Raw genomic sequence first — 13621 nt, 5'->3', positions numbered from 1 at the left:
GCTGCTTCTCCTCGCTCGACCCCGGTCTAACTCAGCTCTGACACGTCCGGCAATAGAAGGTCGAGCGTCCGCTCTGCACGATGCGCTCGACGTGACCGCCGCAGCCGGGCTTTGGGCAGGACTCTCCCTCGCGGTCGTAAACGGCGAAGGAGTGCTGGAAATAGCCCAGCGACCCGTCGGCGTGCACATAGTCACGCAGCGATGACCCGCCGGCGGCGATGGCGTCCGATATGACCGAGCGGATCGCCCCGGCGAGACGTTCGCTCTGTTCCTTCGCCTTCTTGCCGGGCTTGGCGATGGTGCCCGCCTCGCGCAGGGGCGACAGGCCGGCACGCCACAGCGCCTCCGAGACATAAATATTGCCAAGCCCCGCGATCAGCCTCTGGTCGAGAAGCGCTGCCTTGAGCGGCGATCTGCGACCTTTCAGCAGCGAGGCGAGCAGCACGCCGTCCAGCGCATTGCCCGTGGGCTCCACGCCCAGTCCGGCCAGCATGGGATGCGTCTCCGCCGGCTCTTCTGAAAACAGCATGAAACCAAAGCGGCGCGGGTCGTTGAAGATCACGCGGGACCGGACGCCGGCCGTGGAGACGACATGGAACACGACATGGTCGTGCACCGTGCTTTTCGAGCGTTCGTGGTGGAACACGCCCAGCATCTCGCTGTCGTCGTCGGTCTCGATGCGAAAGGAGCCCGACATGCCGAGATGGCAGATCAGCACCGGACCATCCTGCATATGCATGGTCAGGTACTTCGCCCGGCGGCCGAGCGCGGTGATTTTCCTGCCGGTCAGCCGTTCCGAGAACCGTTCGGGAAACGGAAACCGGAGATCCAGCCGCCGCGCCTCGACCTTGGCCAGACGGGCGCCTTCGAGAACCGGCTGCAGGCCGCGCCGGACCGTTTCGACTTCGGGCAATTCAGGCATGGCCGCCAATCGTCGCGCGGAAAGAAGTGCCGTAGCGGCCGCGCGCCACCCCGAGATGTTCGGCTACGGTCTCGCCGATATCGGCGAAGGTTGCCCTCAGCCCTATGTCGCCGCCTTTCAGATCCGGCCCGGTGCCGATGACGGGAATGCGCTCGCGCGTGTGGTCGGTGCCCCGCCAGGTCGGGTCGTTGCCGTGATCGGCCGTCAGGATGAGAAGGTCGCCTTGCCGCAGCCTTGCGAATGCCTCCGGCAGCCGCAGGTCGAAGGCCTCGAGCGCGGCGGCATAGCCGGCGACATCGCGGCGATGGCCGAACTCGGTGTCGAAATCGACGAAATTGGCGAAGACGAGATCGCGGTCGCCGGCGTCGTCCATTGCGCCCAGCGCCTCGTCGAACATGGCCATGTTGCCGGCGGCCTTGCGCACTTCCGAAATCCCGCGATGGGCGAAGATGTCGCCGATCTTGCCGACGGCGATGACGCGGCTTCCCCGCGCCGTCAATCTATCGAGCAAGGTCGGCTCTGGCGGTGGCACGGCGTAGTCATGGCGGTTGTAGGTTCGAGCGAAGGTCGTGGTGGTCTCGCCGACGAACGGCCGTGCGATCACGCGGCCGATCCTCAATGGGTCAACCAGTCGGCGCACCACCTGACAGAACTCATAAAGCCGCTCCAGCCCGAAATGGACTTCATGCGCGGCGACCTGCAGGACCGAATCGACCGACGTGTAGCAGATCGGCTTGCCGGTACGGATGTGCTCCTCGCCGAACCGCTCGATGATCTCGGTGCCCGGCGCATGGCAGTTGCCGAGAATGCCAGGCACCTTGCCCTCGCGGATCATCGCCTCGGTCAGATCGGCCGGGAAGGCGGGAACGGTACCCGGGAAATAGCCCCAGTCGAAGCGGACCGGCAGGCCCGCGATCTCCCAGTGACCGGAAGGGGTGTCCTTCCCGCTCGAAACTTCTTGCGCCGCGCCATGGAAGGCATTGGCGAGCACATCCGTTCCGAAATGGGCAAAACCCAGTCCTGTCGCCGTCTCGGCCGCCTTGCCAAGCCCGAGCGATGCCATGTGGGGAACAAACAGCGGGCCCTGACGAAGGCCTTCACGATCCGCGCGGCCTTCCGCGCAAGCTTCGGCGATGTGCGCGAGGGTGTTGGCGCCGGCGTCGCCATAGCGCTCGGCGTCGGCCGCGCCGCCAATGCCGAAGGAATCCAGGACGAAGAGGAAAGCACGCGCCATCGGATCATTGTTGCCAGTGTGGACGACCAGACATAGGGTTCCACGGCGGCGTTGGCAAATCGGAAACCGAACGGCAACGGCTTGGCGCGATAGTCCGATGCATGTCGCCCAAAAGTGCGCCGCGAGACAATGCGTCGCGACCGGCCAACGCAGGGATCGAACAAAACGCAATGACGGTGTTGTCATGAAGGCTGCACTCAAGGCAGGCGCTGCTCTCATCGCCCTGCACGGCGCATTCTGGTGTGGTCCGGCACGGGCCGACTGGCGCGATGATATCGGCACGTTTCGCATCGGCATTGTCGCCGGGCCTGGTGGCGGAAACACCGTTCCGGGTGTGGCGCAGTTGACGCAGGCCTTTACCAATGCGCTGGGCATGAAGGTGGAGTTCGTCGTTGCCCGCGACTATGCCGCGCTGATCGAGGCGCAGGCCAATGCCCGGATCGAATACGCCATCTATTCGGCGATCGCCTATGCCACCGCGCAGCAACGCTGCGGATGCGTCGAGCCGCTCGTGGCTCCCGTCGATTCCGACGGTGCGGCGGGCATTCGCTCCGTGTTGCTGACTAGGGACGGCAAGCTGCCTGGCCTGGCTGATATGGAGACCCATCGGATCGCCATGCCGCCGCCTGACAGTGTCGGGGGTTCGCTTTTGCCCCTGGCAGGACTGGCCGCCGAGCATGTCAAGGTTGCCGAAAATGCACCGTTTCTGATCCACGCGGATTCAGCGTCGGCGGCGGAAATGATGCTCGTCGACGGCAAGGCCGACGCCATGTTCGGCTGGGTCAGGGCCGCGGCCGATGGCCAGCCGCACCTATCTGGTGGCACGCAGGCAAGGCTCGAGGTGGCCGGCCTTTCGGCATCCGCTCTCCAGGTCGTGTGGACATCGGCGCTGCTGAGATACGGTCCCCACACCGTGCGCAGCGATCTCGACCCGGAAGCCAAACGGCGGCTGACCGTGTTCCTCACCAACCTCAAATCGACGATGCCGGACGTCTACGATCTCCTGGAAACGAAGCACTCTGGCGGATTTTTGACCGTGGCTCCAAAGGATTATGCGACGGCGGAAGCCATCGTGCGCATGGTCTCGCCCGATGGTGGGCAGCAGTAAAAAAGCCCCAGCGATCCAGTGTCTGATGGAATCGCCGAGCCGCTCTAAGTCTTTGTTTTTACGCAATTCCGGCCGAAAGGCACGCTGCATGCTGTTCCTGGAATTGCTCAGCAGTCGCTGCAGGGGATCGTCAGGCTTCTGCGGGGGCGCAGATAGTAAGTCTCGCCCATCGATATGCCGTTGGCGAGGGCGGCGGTCAACCCAAGCTTCTGTTGAGTGTCCGCGGTCCAGCTGATGATGGGCTGGTAGCCCAATGTGCTGTCGACGCGGATCAGGAAGGTGCCGGCGACCTTGAGCGTTGTCGGAACCGTGGTGGCCGAGCCTGCTGTGGCGCCGACGCTGTTGACGCCGTTGGCCACCTTGCGTGACCACACCACCAGCACTTTGGGCGGCGTGTCGGTGGTGACCTGTATCGCGGTGATGGTGATGTTGGGCGTCGAGCGGTTGTAGGGCTGGATGGTTGACGTGCCGATTTGCATGATGGCGTCGAGATCCGCCTTCACGATGGTCGGCTGTTGCGTGACGAGATCGGCCACCATGCTGCCGATACGGCTGACCTTCTTGCTGGTCTCGATGGCCTGCGAAGCCTCCATGGTCATGAAATACAGGATCAGCAGGATAGGCACGATAAGGGCAAACTCGACCGCCGCCACGCCGCGGCGATTGGACCAGAACCCAACCGCCTTGCTCCAGATCCCCGCAATTTCCAGATGTGCCCCCGCACGCATCATACCATTGCCTTTTTTCTTGTCGGTGCTTCCGAACTCAATTGAACGGCTCGTTCTGCCAGGTCACCGACGCAAAATGCAGCGTCCTGCCGCCACTCAGATTGGCCATCGACTTGGCCATCAGATCGGTCATGACAGGCCATTTGTAGAAGACCCGCAGCATATTCTTCGATTCCGCCGGCCCCGGGGAGTTCACGAATGTCTGGGAACTGGTGCCCTGCATCAGCACGACATCACCGTTCTGGATTTTGAAGCCCGCCTGGGCCGCGTCGGCGAAAGTCGAATACTGGCGAAGATCGACGAGCAGCTGTTGTGGGCAATCCGTGGAGACGATGATTTCCAGTTTGTTGCAGATCAGGGTTGTCAAATTATTCCCAGCGACATCGGCCGGCCGCAACTGGCCGGTGCGCAGCTGGCGCGCGACATCGTCGGTGATGTTGGCCATCACCTCCTGGCCGGCGAATGAGATGCAGCTCTCGAGGATGGCGAACACCAGGAGAGCGAAAGGCAATGCAAGCAGCGCGAATTCCAGGGCCGTGCTGCCGCGCCGGTCGCGAACGAAGCGCCTGAAAGACCGGGCGCGCGCCATCTTGCGTTGATCCGTCGAACCGATTGCCTTGCCCATACTGTTCCTGCCATCCCTGGACGGTCCCGACAGGGGTACTAACGCAAACCAATTGAGGTCCGGTTTGAATGATCATTAAAGTCGGCGCGGGGGTCTTAACCGGGCGGTAACCCGGCCGCCGGTCCGCCGCGCGGCCTATTTGCTGACGCTCATTTCAGCCTCTGAGGATTTTTCCGCCTCGCTCTTGTAGGAGCTTTCGCAATAGGGCGTGCAAGACATGGTCTGGACCTCGGCACGTCGATAAATGCGGACAGACGAGGCTGCCTGCCGCACGACGGTAACCTGCGCGTCGACGATCGGGCTGCCTTCCTGGTCGAGAACGACGAGATTGGTGACGCCGAAACCCTTGCCTGTGAGCACGATCGTGGAGGCGTCCTGGACGGAGGCATCGGCGATTGCCGGGTTGCCGACGACGACCGTGTCGGCGGGGCGCGACAATTTGACGATCTTGGCCTGGTTCATGGTGACCTCGATGCCGGCACCGGCCCTTGCTGGCGTGATCAAACTCGCGGTCGCAAGGAGCACGGCAATCAGGATTGAGGGTCTCGGCAAGGCCATTATGGCGCTCCACGCAAGCGGACTGTTCAACGGAACATGAACGAGATTGGTGAACCAACGGTTAAGTCGACCCACGCCGACGGTTGTCGCGGTCGGCACCGCTGCTCGCGTGGCCAGGTCCGGGCTGGGCCACAAGCTTCGCCAAGCCCTTGCCTTCTGCGGTGTTGGCCTGGGAAATGGTGCTTTAACCGGCGCTTAGCGCGGAGTTAACCACGCACTATGTTCGATCCGGGAAAGGAATCGGTAAGGCTGTTTATTAAGCCGATCGAAAGAGCTTCTCCCTAGATTGGCAGCATCCGATCAACCATCACAGAAGTTGACGGAAGTGCTGTAACACGTGGAGTAGGAGCTCTCGAATGTCTAATCTCATTGCACGTTTCGTGAAGGACGAATCCGGCGCGACCGCTATCGAATATGGTCTGATCGCCGCTCTCATCGCACTCGCCATCATCACCGGCGCTGGCGCGCTCGGCAATGCCATCAACGCCAAGTTCACCTCGATCGGAACCACCCTGAACTCCAGCGGCAGCTGATCGGCTTATTGCTGAACGTTCAGATCGTGTTCTGGACAGGGGCCGCCAAGTGGTGGCCCCTGTTTTGTGTTGCGTGTTCATGTCGCGGCCGACAACGGTCGTGTTTGCATTGCAGGCCTCATCAATTGCAGGCCTCATCAATCGTTAATTGATTCATTCTAGATTGAGCCCCGTGGACAATAGGCACAGCGCCGATGCTTGAAGCCCTGATCTTCGTCGTCTTTCCGTTCTGCATGCTGTTTGCCGCGATCTCCGACATGCTGTCGATGACGATCGCCAATCGCGTGCCGGTGCTGCTTGTCGTCGTCTTCGCGCTGGTGGCACCGCTGACGGGCATGGAATGGGCGGCCTATGGTTGGCATTTCGCCGCCGGGGCCCTGGTTCTGGCCGTGACGTTCGGTCTGTTCGCGATGGGTGGCATGGGTGGAGGCGACGCCAAACTGCTGGCCGCTACGGCCGTGTGGATGGGGCTCAACGTGCATCTCGTTGAATACCTTGTCGTCTCGACATTCATTGGCGGCCTCTTGACGCTCGCCATCCTGCTTTACCGGAAGTCGCCGCTGGCGGTATTTACCGGCCGCAATCCATTCCTGCGTCACTTCGCGGAAGAGTCGGCGGGGGTTCCTTATGGGATCGCGCTCGGCCTGGGCGGATTGCTGACCTATCCGGATTCGCCTTTGATGGTGTGGGCGCTGGCAAGGCTGGCCGGCTGAACACGATCTGATTTCCCCATCTCCTACCGCGTTGTCCGACCTGGCTTTGAAGGAAACCGGCCGATACTTGCACGCATGGCGACGCACTCCATCCAATTTATGTAAAGCTTAAATTAATCACGATCGTAAGCATTGCATTAACCTTGTTTTGACGATTGCCGCTGCAAAGTCCGGCTTGGCTAGGTTTGCCAAGGCGAGGTTCGGACAAATGCCAGCATCCCGACTGATTATTCTAAGCGTGGCGGTGGCCGCGGCGGGTGGCGCTGGTTATGTCGCGAAAAACATGGTCGTAGCGCCGCCGCCCCAGATCGTCATCGATTCCGGCCCCAAGGCTCCCGCCGTATCTCTGCAGGACGTGCTTGTGCTGTCGGGCGATGTCGCGATGGGCAGCGCGCTCGGGAACAACATCACCTGGCAATCCTGGCCGGCTGACGGCATCAACGCCAATTTCATCACCAAGGCGACCGCCCCCGACGCGCTCGAGAAACTGAAAGGGTCGATAGCCCGCGTGGCGATGTACGCGGGCGAGCCCGTGCGGCGTTCCAAGCTGATCGGCGAGGGGCAAAGCTTCATGTCGTCCATCCTGCCTTCCGGGATGCGGGCGGTCGCCACGACCATTTCGGCTGACACTTCGGCAGGCGGCTTCATCCTTCCAAACGATTTCGTCGACGTGATCATGACCCGCAGGGCGGATGCCAGCAGCGGCAGCACCGGGTTCAACACCGAAACCATCCTCAAGAACATCCGCGTCCTGGCAATCGACCAGACCATCCAGGAGGACGAGGAAGGCAAGAAGACCAGGGTGGGCCAGACCGCTACGCTGGAGCTGACCCCCCGGCAGGCGGAAATCATCACCGTTGCCCAGCAGATGGCCGATCGCCTGACCCTGGCGCTGCGGTCGATCACGGACACCCAGGAGAAGAATCCGGGCGAGGCCGACTATCTCGTTTCCGGCAATGGCCGCAGGGGAACGGTGAGGCTGATCAAGTCGGGTGAAGTTTCCGAAGTAGGGGCAAGAAAATGAGGCTAAGCGGTAAACTGCCGGCAATCATAGCCACGGCATTCGGCCTGCTGCTCGTCGGAACGAATGTTCAGGGCGTCGTCGAGGCGAAGAGTACGCAGGTGTCGGCCACGACGGCCACCCAACGCGTGAAGCTTGGCCTCAACAAATCGGTCGTCATCGACCTGCCGAGCGATGCCTATGACATCCTTGTCGCCAACCCGACAGTTGCCGATGCCGTAACCCGGACCGCGAGGCGGATCTACCTGTTCGGCAAGGCGGTCGGCGAGACCAACATCTTCGTCTTCGGTCCGAACGGCGAACAGATCGCCAGTCTGGACCTGGCCATCGAACGCGACGTCGCCGGGCTGGAGGACTACATCAAGCGCTTCCTTCCGACTTCGGCCATCAAGGTGGAATTGCTCAACGACAACGTCATCTTGACCGGGACGGTCGACACGCCTCTGGACGCGAAACGGGCGGTTGATCTGGCGACGATCTTCGTCTCGGGCGGTGAAGCGACGACGGGACAATATTCACAGACCGCGGCCGGCGGCTCGGCCCAGAGCGGTGTCGACATCAACAACCCGGATACGCAGCGCCGCACCTCTAAGATTGTCAATCTCTTGCAGATCATCGGCGACGACCAAGTCACGCTGAAGGTGACGGTAGCCGAAGTCAGCCGGTCCGTAATGAAGCAGCTCGGCGTCAACATGGTCGGCAACGGCGGCAGCAACGGCATCAGCTACGGCGCGCTCAGCGACAATTTCACAGGCCTCGGCAAGCAGTTGTCGAATTCGGGCTTCAACATCGGCAACTCGGCGTTGAGGGCCTACATCAACGCCATGGAGCAGTCCGGGGTCATGAAGACCCTGGCCGAGCCGACGTTGACCGCGGTGTCCGGTGAGAAGGCGACCTTCAAGGTCGGTGGCGAATACAATATAGTGAGCGGGGTCTCCCAGAACGTATCCACTGACAACCAGACAGGCCTGAAGACCTATACGATCGACAAGATCGAGTACGGCATCGGCCTGGAATTCCAGCCGGTTGTGCTGTCTCCCGGCCGCATCAGCCTGAAGGTTAGGACCTCGGTTTCCGAGCCGACCACCGAGGGATCGGTATCGCTGTCCTCAGGCGTGACCAGTCCCGGCATGAATGCCCTGTCGCTGCGCAAGCGCCTTGCCGACACGACCGTGGAATTGCCGTCCGGCGGTTCCATGATGATCGCAGGCCTGGTTCGCGACGATGTCAGGCAAGCCGTCAACGGCTTGCCTGGGCTTACGAAGATTCCAGTGCTCGGCGCGCTTTTCCGCAGCAGGGACTTCGTCCGCAACGAAAGTGAACTCGTCATCATCATCACGCCCTATCTGGCACGGCCGGTTGCACGCAACGATCTCGCCAAGCCGGACGACAATTTCAATCCTCCGAGCGACGGCGCCGGCATGTTCCTCGGGCGCGTCAATCGCGTCTACGGCACCATGCAGACCGACAAGCCCAACGGCCGCTATCACGGCGTTGTCGGCTTCATCTATAAGTGAATGGGGAAGCGGACATGTCTCAGTCAGCGTTGAAGACAAGGACCACCAAGACGACGAGCACCAGCCGTTCGCGCCTGCGGGCCCTCCCGTTCCTGGCGGTTGCGGCGACGGCCTTGCTGGCCGGTTGCGCCCAGCGCGACAGCGTCACTGTCGGTGCCATTCCGGATGACTATCGCACCAACCATCCGATCGTCATCGCGGAGAAGAACCAAAAGATCGACCTTCCCGTCGGCGCTGGCGACCGCGGCATGACCGGCTCGCAGCGCGATACGCTTCTCGGTTTCCTCGACGGCTATGACAAGAGTGCCGCACCGACGCTGACGATCCAGATTCCCCGCGGATCGGCCAACGAGGTTGCCGCGACGGCGGCCGGTCGCGATTTTGCCAGGCTCGCGGTCGCCAGCGGCGTCAAGCGCAACCGGATCGTCGTGGTCGCCTACCAGGCCGGATCGAGCGAAATATCCGCTCCGGTTCGCGTCGCCTATATCTCGGTAAAAGCCCAGACCGACAAATGCGGACGCTGGCCCGATGACCTGGTCGAGACGTCGGAAAACAAGCACTACGCCGACTTCGGCTGCTCCTATCAGAACAATCTCGCCGCTCAGATGGCCAACCCGGCCGACCTGATTGGTCCGCGCAAGCAGACCACAATCGACGCGGAAAATCGTGGCGCGGTGATCGACGTCTATCGCAGCAGGGGCATTTCGGGTGAATTCCTCGGCAATTCGGAAGTGACCTACTGAGCCGCCCTCGGGAAAGAGAAGCCAGCGAAAGAACGGGCCACGGAAAGAGCATGACCATGAGCAACCTTGCCTATGACGCCACCATGGACGGCGGCGATACCTCGCCGCAGGACATCGCCGCGATGCAGGCGTTGCGACCGGTTCCGCGCATCTCGATCCAGGCATTCTGCGAGACGGAGGGCGTTGCCAATCCGGTCGAGCGTGCCGGCGAGGATCGCCGCATGACCAAGGCACATCTCAAGGTCCATATGGGCGGCATTCCCACCGCCATTGAATTCTATCAGTCGGCGCCCACGCCTAACCTGATCCTGCTGGAGTCGCGCAGCGAACCCAAGCAACTGCTGGAACAGCTCGCCCAGCTGTCGGAACACTGCGACCCGTCCTCGAAGGTGGTGGTGATCGGTCATTACAACGACGTCGGTCTCTATCGTGAGCTCATCCGCTCCGGCATCTCGGAATATGTCATCGCGCCGGTGTCGATGGCCGATATCGTCAGTGTCGTTTCGTCGATCTTCGTCGATCCGGAGGCCGAGCCGCTCGGCCGCTCGGTTGCCTTTGTCGGCGCCAAGGGTGGCGTCGGCTCGTCCACGATCGCCCATAACGTGGCCTGGGCAATGTCTTCGCTGTTCAAATCCGAGGTCGTCGTTGCCGACCTCGACCTCGCCTTCGGCACCGCCAATATCAATTTCGATCAGGATCCGGCACAGGGCATCGCCGAAGCGGTGTTCTCGCCCGAACGCATCGATGAGGTATATCTGGACAGGCTGCTGACCCAGTGCGCCGAACATCTGTCGCTGCTCGCGGCGCCCTCGACGCTGGAGCGCGTTTACGACTTCGATCCCGATGCCTTTGCTCAGCTTGTCGATACCGCGCAGCGCAGCGTGCCGCTGCTGGTTCTGGACGTTCCCCATGTCTGGACGGGCTGGGCCAAGAACACGCTGGTCAAGGCCGACGAGATCGTCATCACGGCGACGCCGGAACTGGCCAATCTGCGCAACACCAAGAACCTGCTCGACATGCTCAAGCGGCTTCGCCCCAACGACCCGCCGCCGAAGCTGATCATCAACCAGACCGGTGTTCCCAAGCGCCCGGAGATTTCGCCGTCCGATTTCGCCGAGCCGCTCGGCCTCACGCCGATGTCGGTCATCGGCTTTGATCCGGTGCTGTTCGGCAATGCAGCCAACAACGGGCGCATGCTCGGCGAGATGGATGCCAAGAACCAGGTGGTCGCCACCATCAACGAGATTGCCCATGTGCTGACCGGGCGCAGCGAAATCAGGACGAAAAAGAAGGCTGGCCTCGGCAGCCTGCTCGGCAAGCTCTCGCGCAACAAGAAGTGACGCTTTTGGGACCGGTAGTCGATCATGTTTGGTAAAAGAGGCAACGACGACGGCAACCGGTTCAAGCCGGAATTCCGCCAGCCAGCACCGGCGCCCGTCACGCCGCCGGCGGCCGCGGGTTCGGCGGACACGGCGGTGCTTGCCCGGCCCGCGGCGCCGCCTCCGCCGAGCGCCCCTGTCGCGCCGCCGGCCCGCCGCGCGGTCGACGCGCCGCCCATCGCGCCAGAGCAGAAGCGAGGCCCGCGCGAAAAGAGCGAAACCTACTACGACACCAAGAGCCAGGTTTTCTCGGCCCTCATCGACACGATCGACCTGTCGCAGCTCGCCAAGCTCGACCCCGAAAGCGCGCGTGAGGAAATCCGCGACATCGTCAACGACATCATCGCGATCAAGAATTTCGCGATGTCGATCGCCGAGCAGGAGGAACTGCTCGAGGACATCTGCAACGACGTGCTTGGCTATGGGCCGCTCGAGCCGCTGCTCGCCCGCGACGACATCGCCGACATCATGGTCAACGGTTCCAAGAACGTCTACATCGAAGTCAACGGCAAGGTCGAACAGACCACCATCCGCTTTCGCGACAATCAGCAGCTTCTCAACATCTGCCAGCGCATCGTCAGCCAGGTCGGCCGCCGTGTCGATGAATCCAGCCCGATCTGCGACGCCCGTCTTCCCGACGGCTCTCGTGTCAATGTCATCGCACCGCCGCTTGCCATCGATGGCACCGCGCTCACAATCCGCAAATTCAAGAAAGACAAGCTGACGCTCGATCAGCTGGTGAAGTTCGGTGCCATTTCGCCGCAAGGCGCGGAAGTTCTCAAGATCATCGGCCGCGTCCGCTGCAATATCGTCATCTCGGGCGGCACGGGCTCCGGCAAAACGACGCTGCTCAACTGCCTGACCAACTACATCGACCGCGAGGAGCGCGTCATCACCTGCGAGGACTCGGCCGAACTGCAACTCCAGCAGCCGCATGTCGTGCGCCTGGAAACCCGTCCGCCCAACCTCGAAGGCGAGGGCGAGGTGACGATGCGCGACCTGGTCAAGAACTGCCTGCGCATGCGGCCGGAGCGCATCATCGTCGGCGAAGTGCGCGGACCCGAAGTGTTCGACCTGCTGCAGGCCATGAACACCGGTCATGACGGCTCGATGGGAACGATCCACTCGAACAGCCCGCGCGAATGCCTGAACCGTATCGAATCCATGATCGCCATGGGGGGTTATTCGCTGCCGCAGAAAACCGTGCGCGAAATCGTCGTCGGCTCGATCGACGTGATCATCCAGGCGGCGCGTCTGCGCGATGGGTCGCGGCGCATCACCCACATCACCGAAGTGATCGGCATGGAAGGCGACGTCATCATCACCCAGGACATCGTTCTCTACAACATCAAGGGCGAGGACGCCAACGGCAGGCTGCTGGGCGAGCACGTCTCGACCGGCATCGGCCGCCCGCATTTCTGGGATCGGGCGCGATACTACGGCGAGGAGCAGCGTCTCGCCAATGCGCTCGAGGCCATGGAGAAACGTGCTGACTGACGCATCCGCAGGCGTGAAGGTTCTGGTCGATGTTTGGAATTGACGGCACCGTATTGGCGTTTGTCGTGCTCGCCGGCTTCAGCGCCGGCGCGGTCGCCTATGCATTCCTGTTCACCCGGATCAGCAACGAGAAACAGGCCGGCAAGCGGCTGGAAACGATCAAGGCCGCCGAGACCGACCGCTCCATCGTCAAGGCCACGCGCGACCGCGCGACGGATGCGGCCAAGCGCCGTAAATCCGTGCAGGATTCGCTGAAGGAGCTCGACGAGAAGCAAAAATTCAAGGACAACGCCGTCAAGAAGCCGCCGCTCAAGGTGCAGATTCGGCAGGCCGGGATGAAGGTTACGGTCGAGCGTTTCTATATCTATTCCGTGATATGCGGCCTCGCGCTGACCATTGTCGCTTTCACGCTTGGAGCGCCGCTGCTGGTCCTGCCCGGTGTGCTGGTGGCCGGTGCGTTCGGCCTGCCACGTTGGTTCGTCTCGTTTCGCCGTGCGCGCCGGGTCAAGGCATTCCTCAACGAATTTCCGAACGCGCTCGACATCATCGTGCGCGCGGTCAAGTCGGGCCTGCCGCTGAACGATGCCATACGCCTGATCGCCAACGAATCCCCCGAGCCTGTGAAGGCAGAGTTTCGCCGTATCGTCGATTCACAGCAGATGGGCCTGTCGATCCCCGATGCGACCTTGCGCATGCCCGAAACCATGCCCTGCACCGAGGCGGGTTTCTTCGGCATCGTCATCCAGATCCAGTCACAGGCCGGCGGCAATCTCTCCGAAGCGCTGGGCAATCTTTCGCGCGTGCTGCGCGATCGCAAGAAAATGAAGGCCAAGGTCCAGGCGCTGTCCATGGAGGCGAAGGCTTCCGCCGCGATCATCGGCGCACTGCCTTTCATCGTCTCCTTTCTCGTCTATCTCTCCAGCCCCAACTATCTGATGCCGCTGTTCAACACCAGCATTGGCAATCTGATCCTCGGCGTTTCCGGCGTCTGGATGTCGATTGGCATCTTCGTGATGCGCAAGATGATGAACTTTGAAGTCTAG

The 13621-nt window shown here is 62.0% G+C and carries 14 protein-coding genes; 9 read left to right on the top strand and 5 right to left on the bottom strand.

Going from position 1 to position 13621, the window contains the following annotated elements; translation table 11 throughout:
* Positions 1-31 precede the first annotated feature (31 nt).
* On the bottom strand, positions 32-922 hold the full coding sequence (gene mutM / locus FJ958_RS15985) for a bifunctional DNA-formamidopyrimidine glycosylase/DNA-(apurinic or apyrimidinic site) lyase (RefSeq protein ID WP_140744174.1): 891 nt from the start codon (positions 920-922) through the stop codon (positions 32-34).
* On the bottom strand, positions 915-2156 hold the full coding sequence (locus FJ958_RS15980) for a phosphopentomutase (RefSeq protein WP_140744173.1): 1242 nt from the start codon (positions 2154-2156) through the stop codon (positions 915-917). The genes mutM and FJ958_RS15980 overlap by 8 nt, the downstream gene beginning before the upstream one ends.
* Positions 2157-2340: 184 nt before the next feature.
* On the opposite strand from FJ958_RS15980, the gene FJ958_RS15975 reads away from it, so the two are divergent.
* Positions 2341-3264: a phosphate/phosphite/phosphonate ABC transporter substrate-binding protein gene (locus FJ958_RS15975; protein ID WP_140744172.1), complete on the top strand. Its 924-nt coding sequence runs from the start codon at positions 2341-2343 to the stop codon at positions 3262-3264.
* A gap of 107 nt (positions 3265-3371) precedes the next feature.
* Here the strand turns inward: FJ958_RS15975 and FJ958_RS15970 are convergent, their stop codons facing one another.
* The 3 genes from FJ958_RS15970 to FJ958_RS15960 form a co-directional block, all read right to left on the bottom strand.
* Positions 3372-3995, bottom strand: coding sequence for a TadE/TadG family type IV pilus assembly protein (locus FJ958_RS15970; RefSeq protein ID WP_140744171.1), 624 nt, complete (start codon positions 3993-3995; stop codon positions 3372-3374).
* Between the two features lie 34 nt (positions 3996-4029).
* Positions 4030-4617, bottom strand: coding sequence for a TadE/TadG family type IV pilus assembly protein (locus tag FJ958_RS15965; protein WP_140744170.1), 588 nt, complete (start codon positions 4615-4617; stop codon positions 4030-4032).
* A gap of 135 nt (positions 4618-4752) precedes the next feature.
* Positions 4753-5175 (bottom strand): pilus assembly protein N-terminal domain-containing protein, encoded by a 423-nt coding sequence (locus FJ958_RS15960; RefSeq protein ID WP_140607709.1) that lies wholly within the window; start codon positions 5173-5175, stop codon positions 4753-4755.
* Between the two features lie 356 nt (positions 5176-5531).
* On the opposite strand from FJ958_RS15960, the gene FJ958_RS15955 reads away from it, so the two are divergent.
* From FJ958_RS15955 to FJ958_RS15920, 8 genes are all read left to right on the top strand, one after another.
* On the top strand, positions 5532-5708 hold the full coding sequence (locus tag FJ958_RS15955; protein WP_140607708.1) for a Flp family type IVb pilin: 177 nt from the start codon (positions 5532-5534) through the stop codon (positions 5706-5708).
* Between the two features lie 194 nt (positions 5709-5902).
* Positions 5903-6421, top strand: a complete 519-nt coding sequence (locus FJ958_RS15950; protein ID WP_140744169.1) for a prepilin peptidase — start codon at positions 5903-5905, stop codon at positions 6419-6421.
* A gap of 208 nt (positions 6422-6629) precedes the next feature.
* A complete protein-coding gene (gene cpaB / locus FJ958_RS15945; protein WP_140744168.1) occupies positions 6630-7445 on the top strand; it encodes a Flp pilus assembly protein CpaB in 816 nt (271 codons plus the stop codon).
* A complete protein-coding gene (locus tag FJ958_RS15940; RefSeq protein WP_140744167.1) occupies positions 7442-8959 on the top strand; it encodes a type II and III secretion system protein family protein in 1518 nt (505 codons plus the stop codon). The genes cpaB and FJ958_RS15940 overlap by 4 nt, the downstream gene beginning before the upstream one ends.
* A gap of 14 nt (positions 8960-8973) precedes the next feature.
* Positions 8974-9702 (top strand): CpaD family pilus assembly protein, encoded by a 729-nt coding sequence (locus tag FJ958_RS15935; RefSeq protein ID WP_140744166.1) that lies wholly within the window; start codon positions 8974-8976, stop codon positions 9700-9702.
* A gap of 50 nt (positions 9703-9752) precedes the next feature.
* On the top strand, positions 9753-11042 hold the full coding sequence (locus FJ958_RS15930; RefSeq protein WP_140744165.1) for a CpaE family protein: 1290 nt from the start codon (positions 9753-9755) through the stop codon (positions 11040-11042).
* 24 nt (positions 11043-11066) lie between these two features.
* On the top strand, positions 11067-12578 hold the full coding sequence (locus FJ958_RS15925; RefSeq protein ID WP_140744164.1) for a CpaF family protein: 1512 nt from the start codon (positions 11067-11069) through the stop codon (positions 12576-12578).
* A gap of 29 nt (positions 12579-12607) precedes the next feature.
* Positions 12608-13621: a type II secretion system F family protein gene (locus FJ958_RS15920; protein WP_140744163.1), complete on the top strand. Its 1014-nt coding sequence runs from the start codon at positions 12608-12610 to the stop codon at positions 13619-13621.

This window comes from Mesorhizobium sp. B2-3-5 (assembly GCF_006442395.1).
Taxonomy (GTDB): domain Bacteria; phylum Pseudomonadota; class Alphaproteobacteria; order Rhizobiales; family Rhizobiaceae; genus Mesorhizobium.
This window is presented reverse-complemented; position numbering and strand designations above follow the sequence as displayed.

Excerpts from the sequence above, each read along its gene's own strand:
- FJ958_RS15960 (WP_140607709.1), bottom strand. The coding sequence starts at position 5,175 with ATGGCCTTGCCGAGACCCTCAATCCTGATTGCCGTGCTCCTTGCGACC.
- FJ958_RS15965 (WP_140744170.1), bottom strand. The coding sequence starts at position 4,617 with ATGGGCAAGGCAATCGGTTCGACGGATCAACGCAAGATGGCGCGCGCC.
- mutM (WP_140744174.1), bottom strand. The coding sequence starts at position 922 with ATGCCTGAATTGCCCGAAGTCGAAACGGTCCGGCGCGGCCTGCAGCCG.
- FJ958_RS15935 (WP_140744166.1), top strand. The coding sequence starts at position 8,974 with ATGTCTCAGTCAGCGTTGAAGACAAGGACCACCAAGACGACGAGCACC.
- cpaB (WP_140744168.1), top strand. The coding sequence starts at position 6,630 with ATGCCAGCATCCCGACTGATTATTCTAAGCGTGGCGGTGGCCGCGGCG.
- FJ958_RS15975 (WP_140744172.1), top strand. The coding sequence starts at position 2,341 with ATGAAGGCTGCACTCAAGGCAGGCGCTGCTCTCATCGCCCTGCACGGC.
- FJ958_RS15950 (WP_140744169.1), top strand. The coding sequence starts at position 5,903 with ATGCTTGAAGCCCTGATCTTCGTCGTCTTTCCGTTCTGCATGCTGTTT.
- FJ958_RS15930 (WP_140744165.1), top strand. The coding sequence starts at position 9,753 with ATGACCATGAGCAACCTTGCCTATGACGCCACCATGGACGGCGGCGAT.
- FJ958_RS15920 (WP_140744163.1), top strand. The coding sequence starts at position 12,608 with ATGTTTGGAATTGACGGCACCGTATTGGCGTTTGTCGTGCTCGCCGGC.
- FJ958_RS15955 (WP_140607708.1), top strand. The coding sequence starts at position 5,532 with ATGTCTAATCTCATTGCACGTTTCGTGAAGGACGAATCCGGCGCGACC.
- FJ958_RS15980 (WP_140744173.1), bottom strand. The coding sequence starts at position 2,156 with ATGGCGCGTGCTTTCCTCTTCGTCCTGGATTCCTTCGGCATTGGCGGC.
- FJ958_RS15925 (WP_140744164.1), top strand. The coding sequence starts at position 11,067 with ATGTTTGGTAAAAGAGGCAACGACGACGGCAACCGGTTCAAGCCGGAA.
- FJ958_RS15940 (WP_140744167.1), top strand. The coding sequence starts at position 7,442 with ATGAGGCTAAGCGGTAAACTGCCGGCAATCATAGCCACGGCATTCGGC.
- FJ958_RS15970 (WP_140744171.1), bottom strand. The coding sequence starts at position 3,995 with ATGATGCGTGCGGGGGCACATCTGGAAATTGCGGGGATCTGGAGCAAG.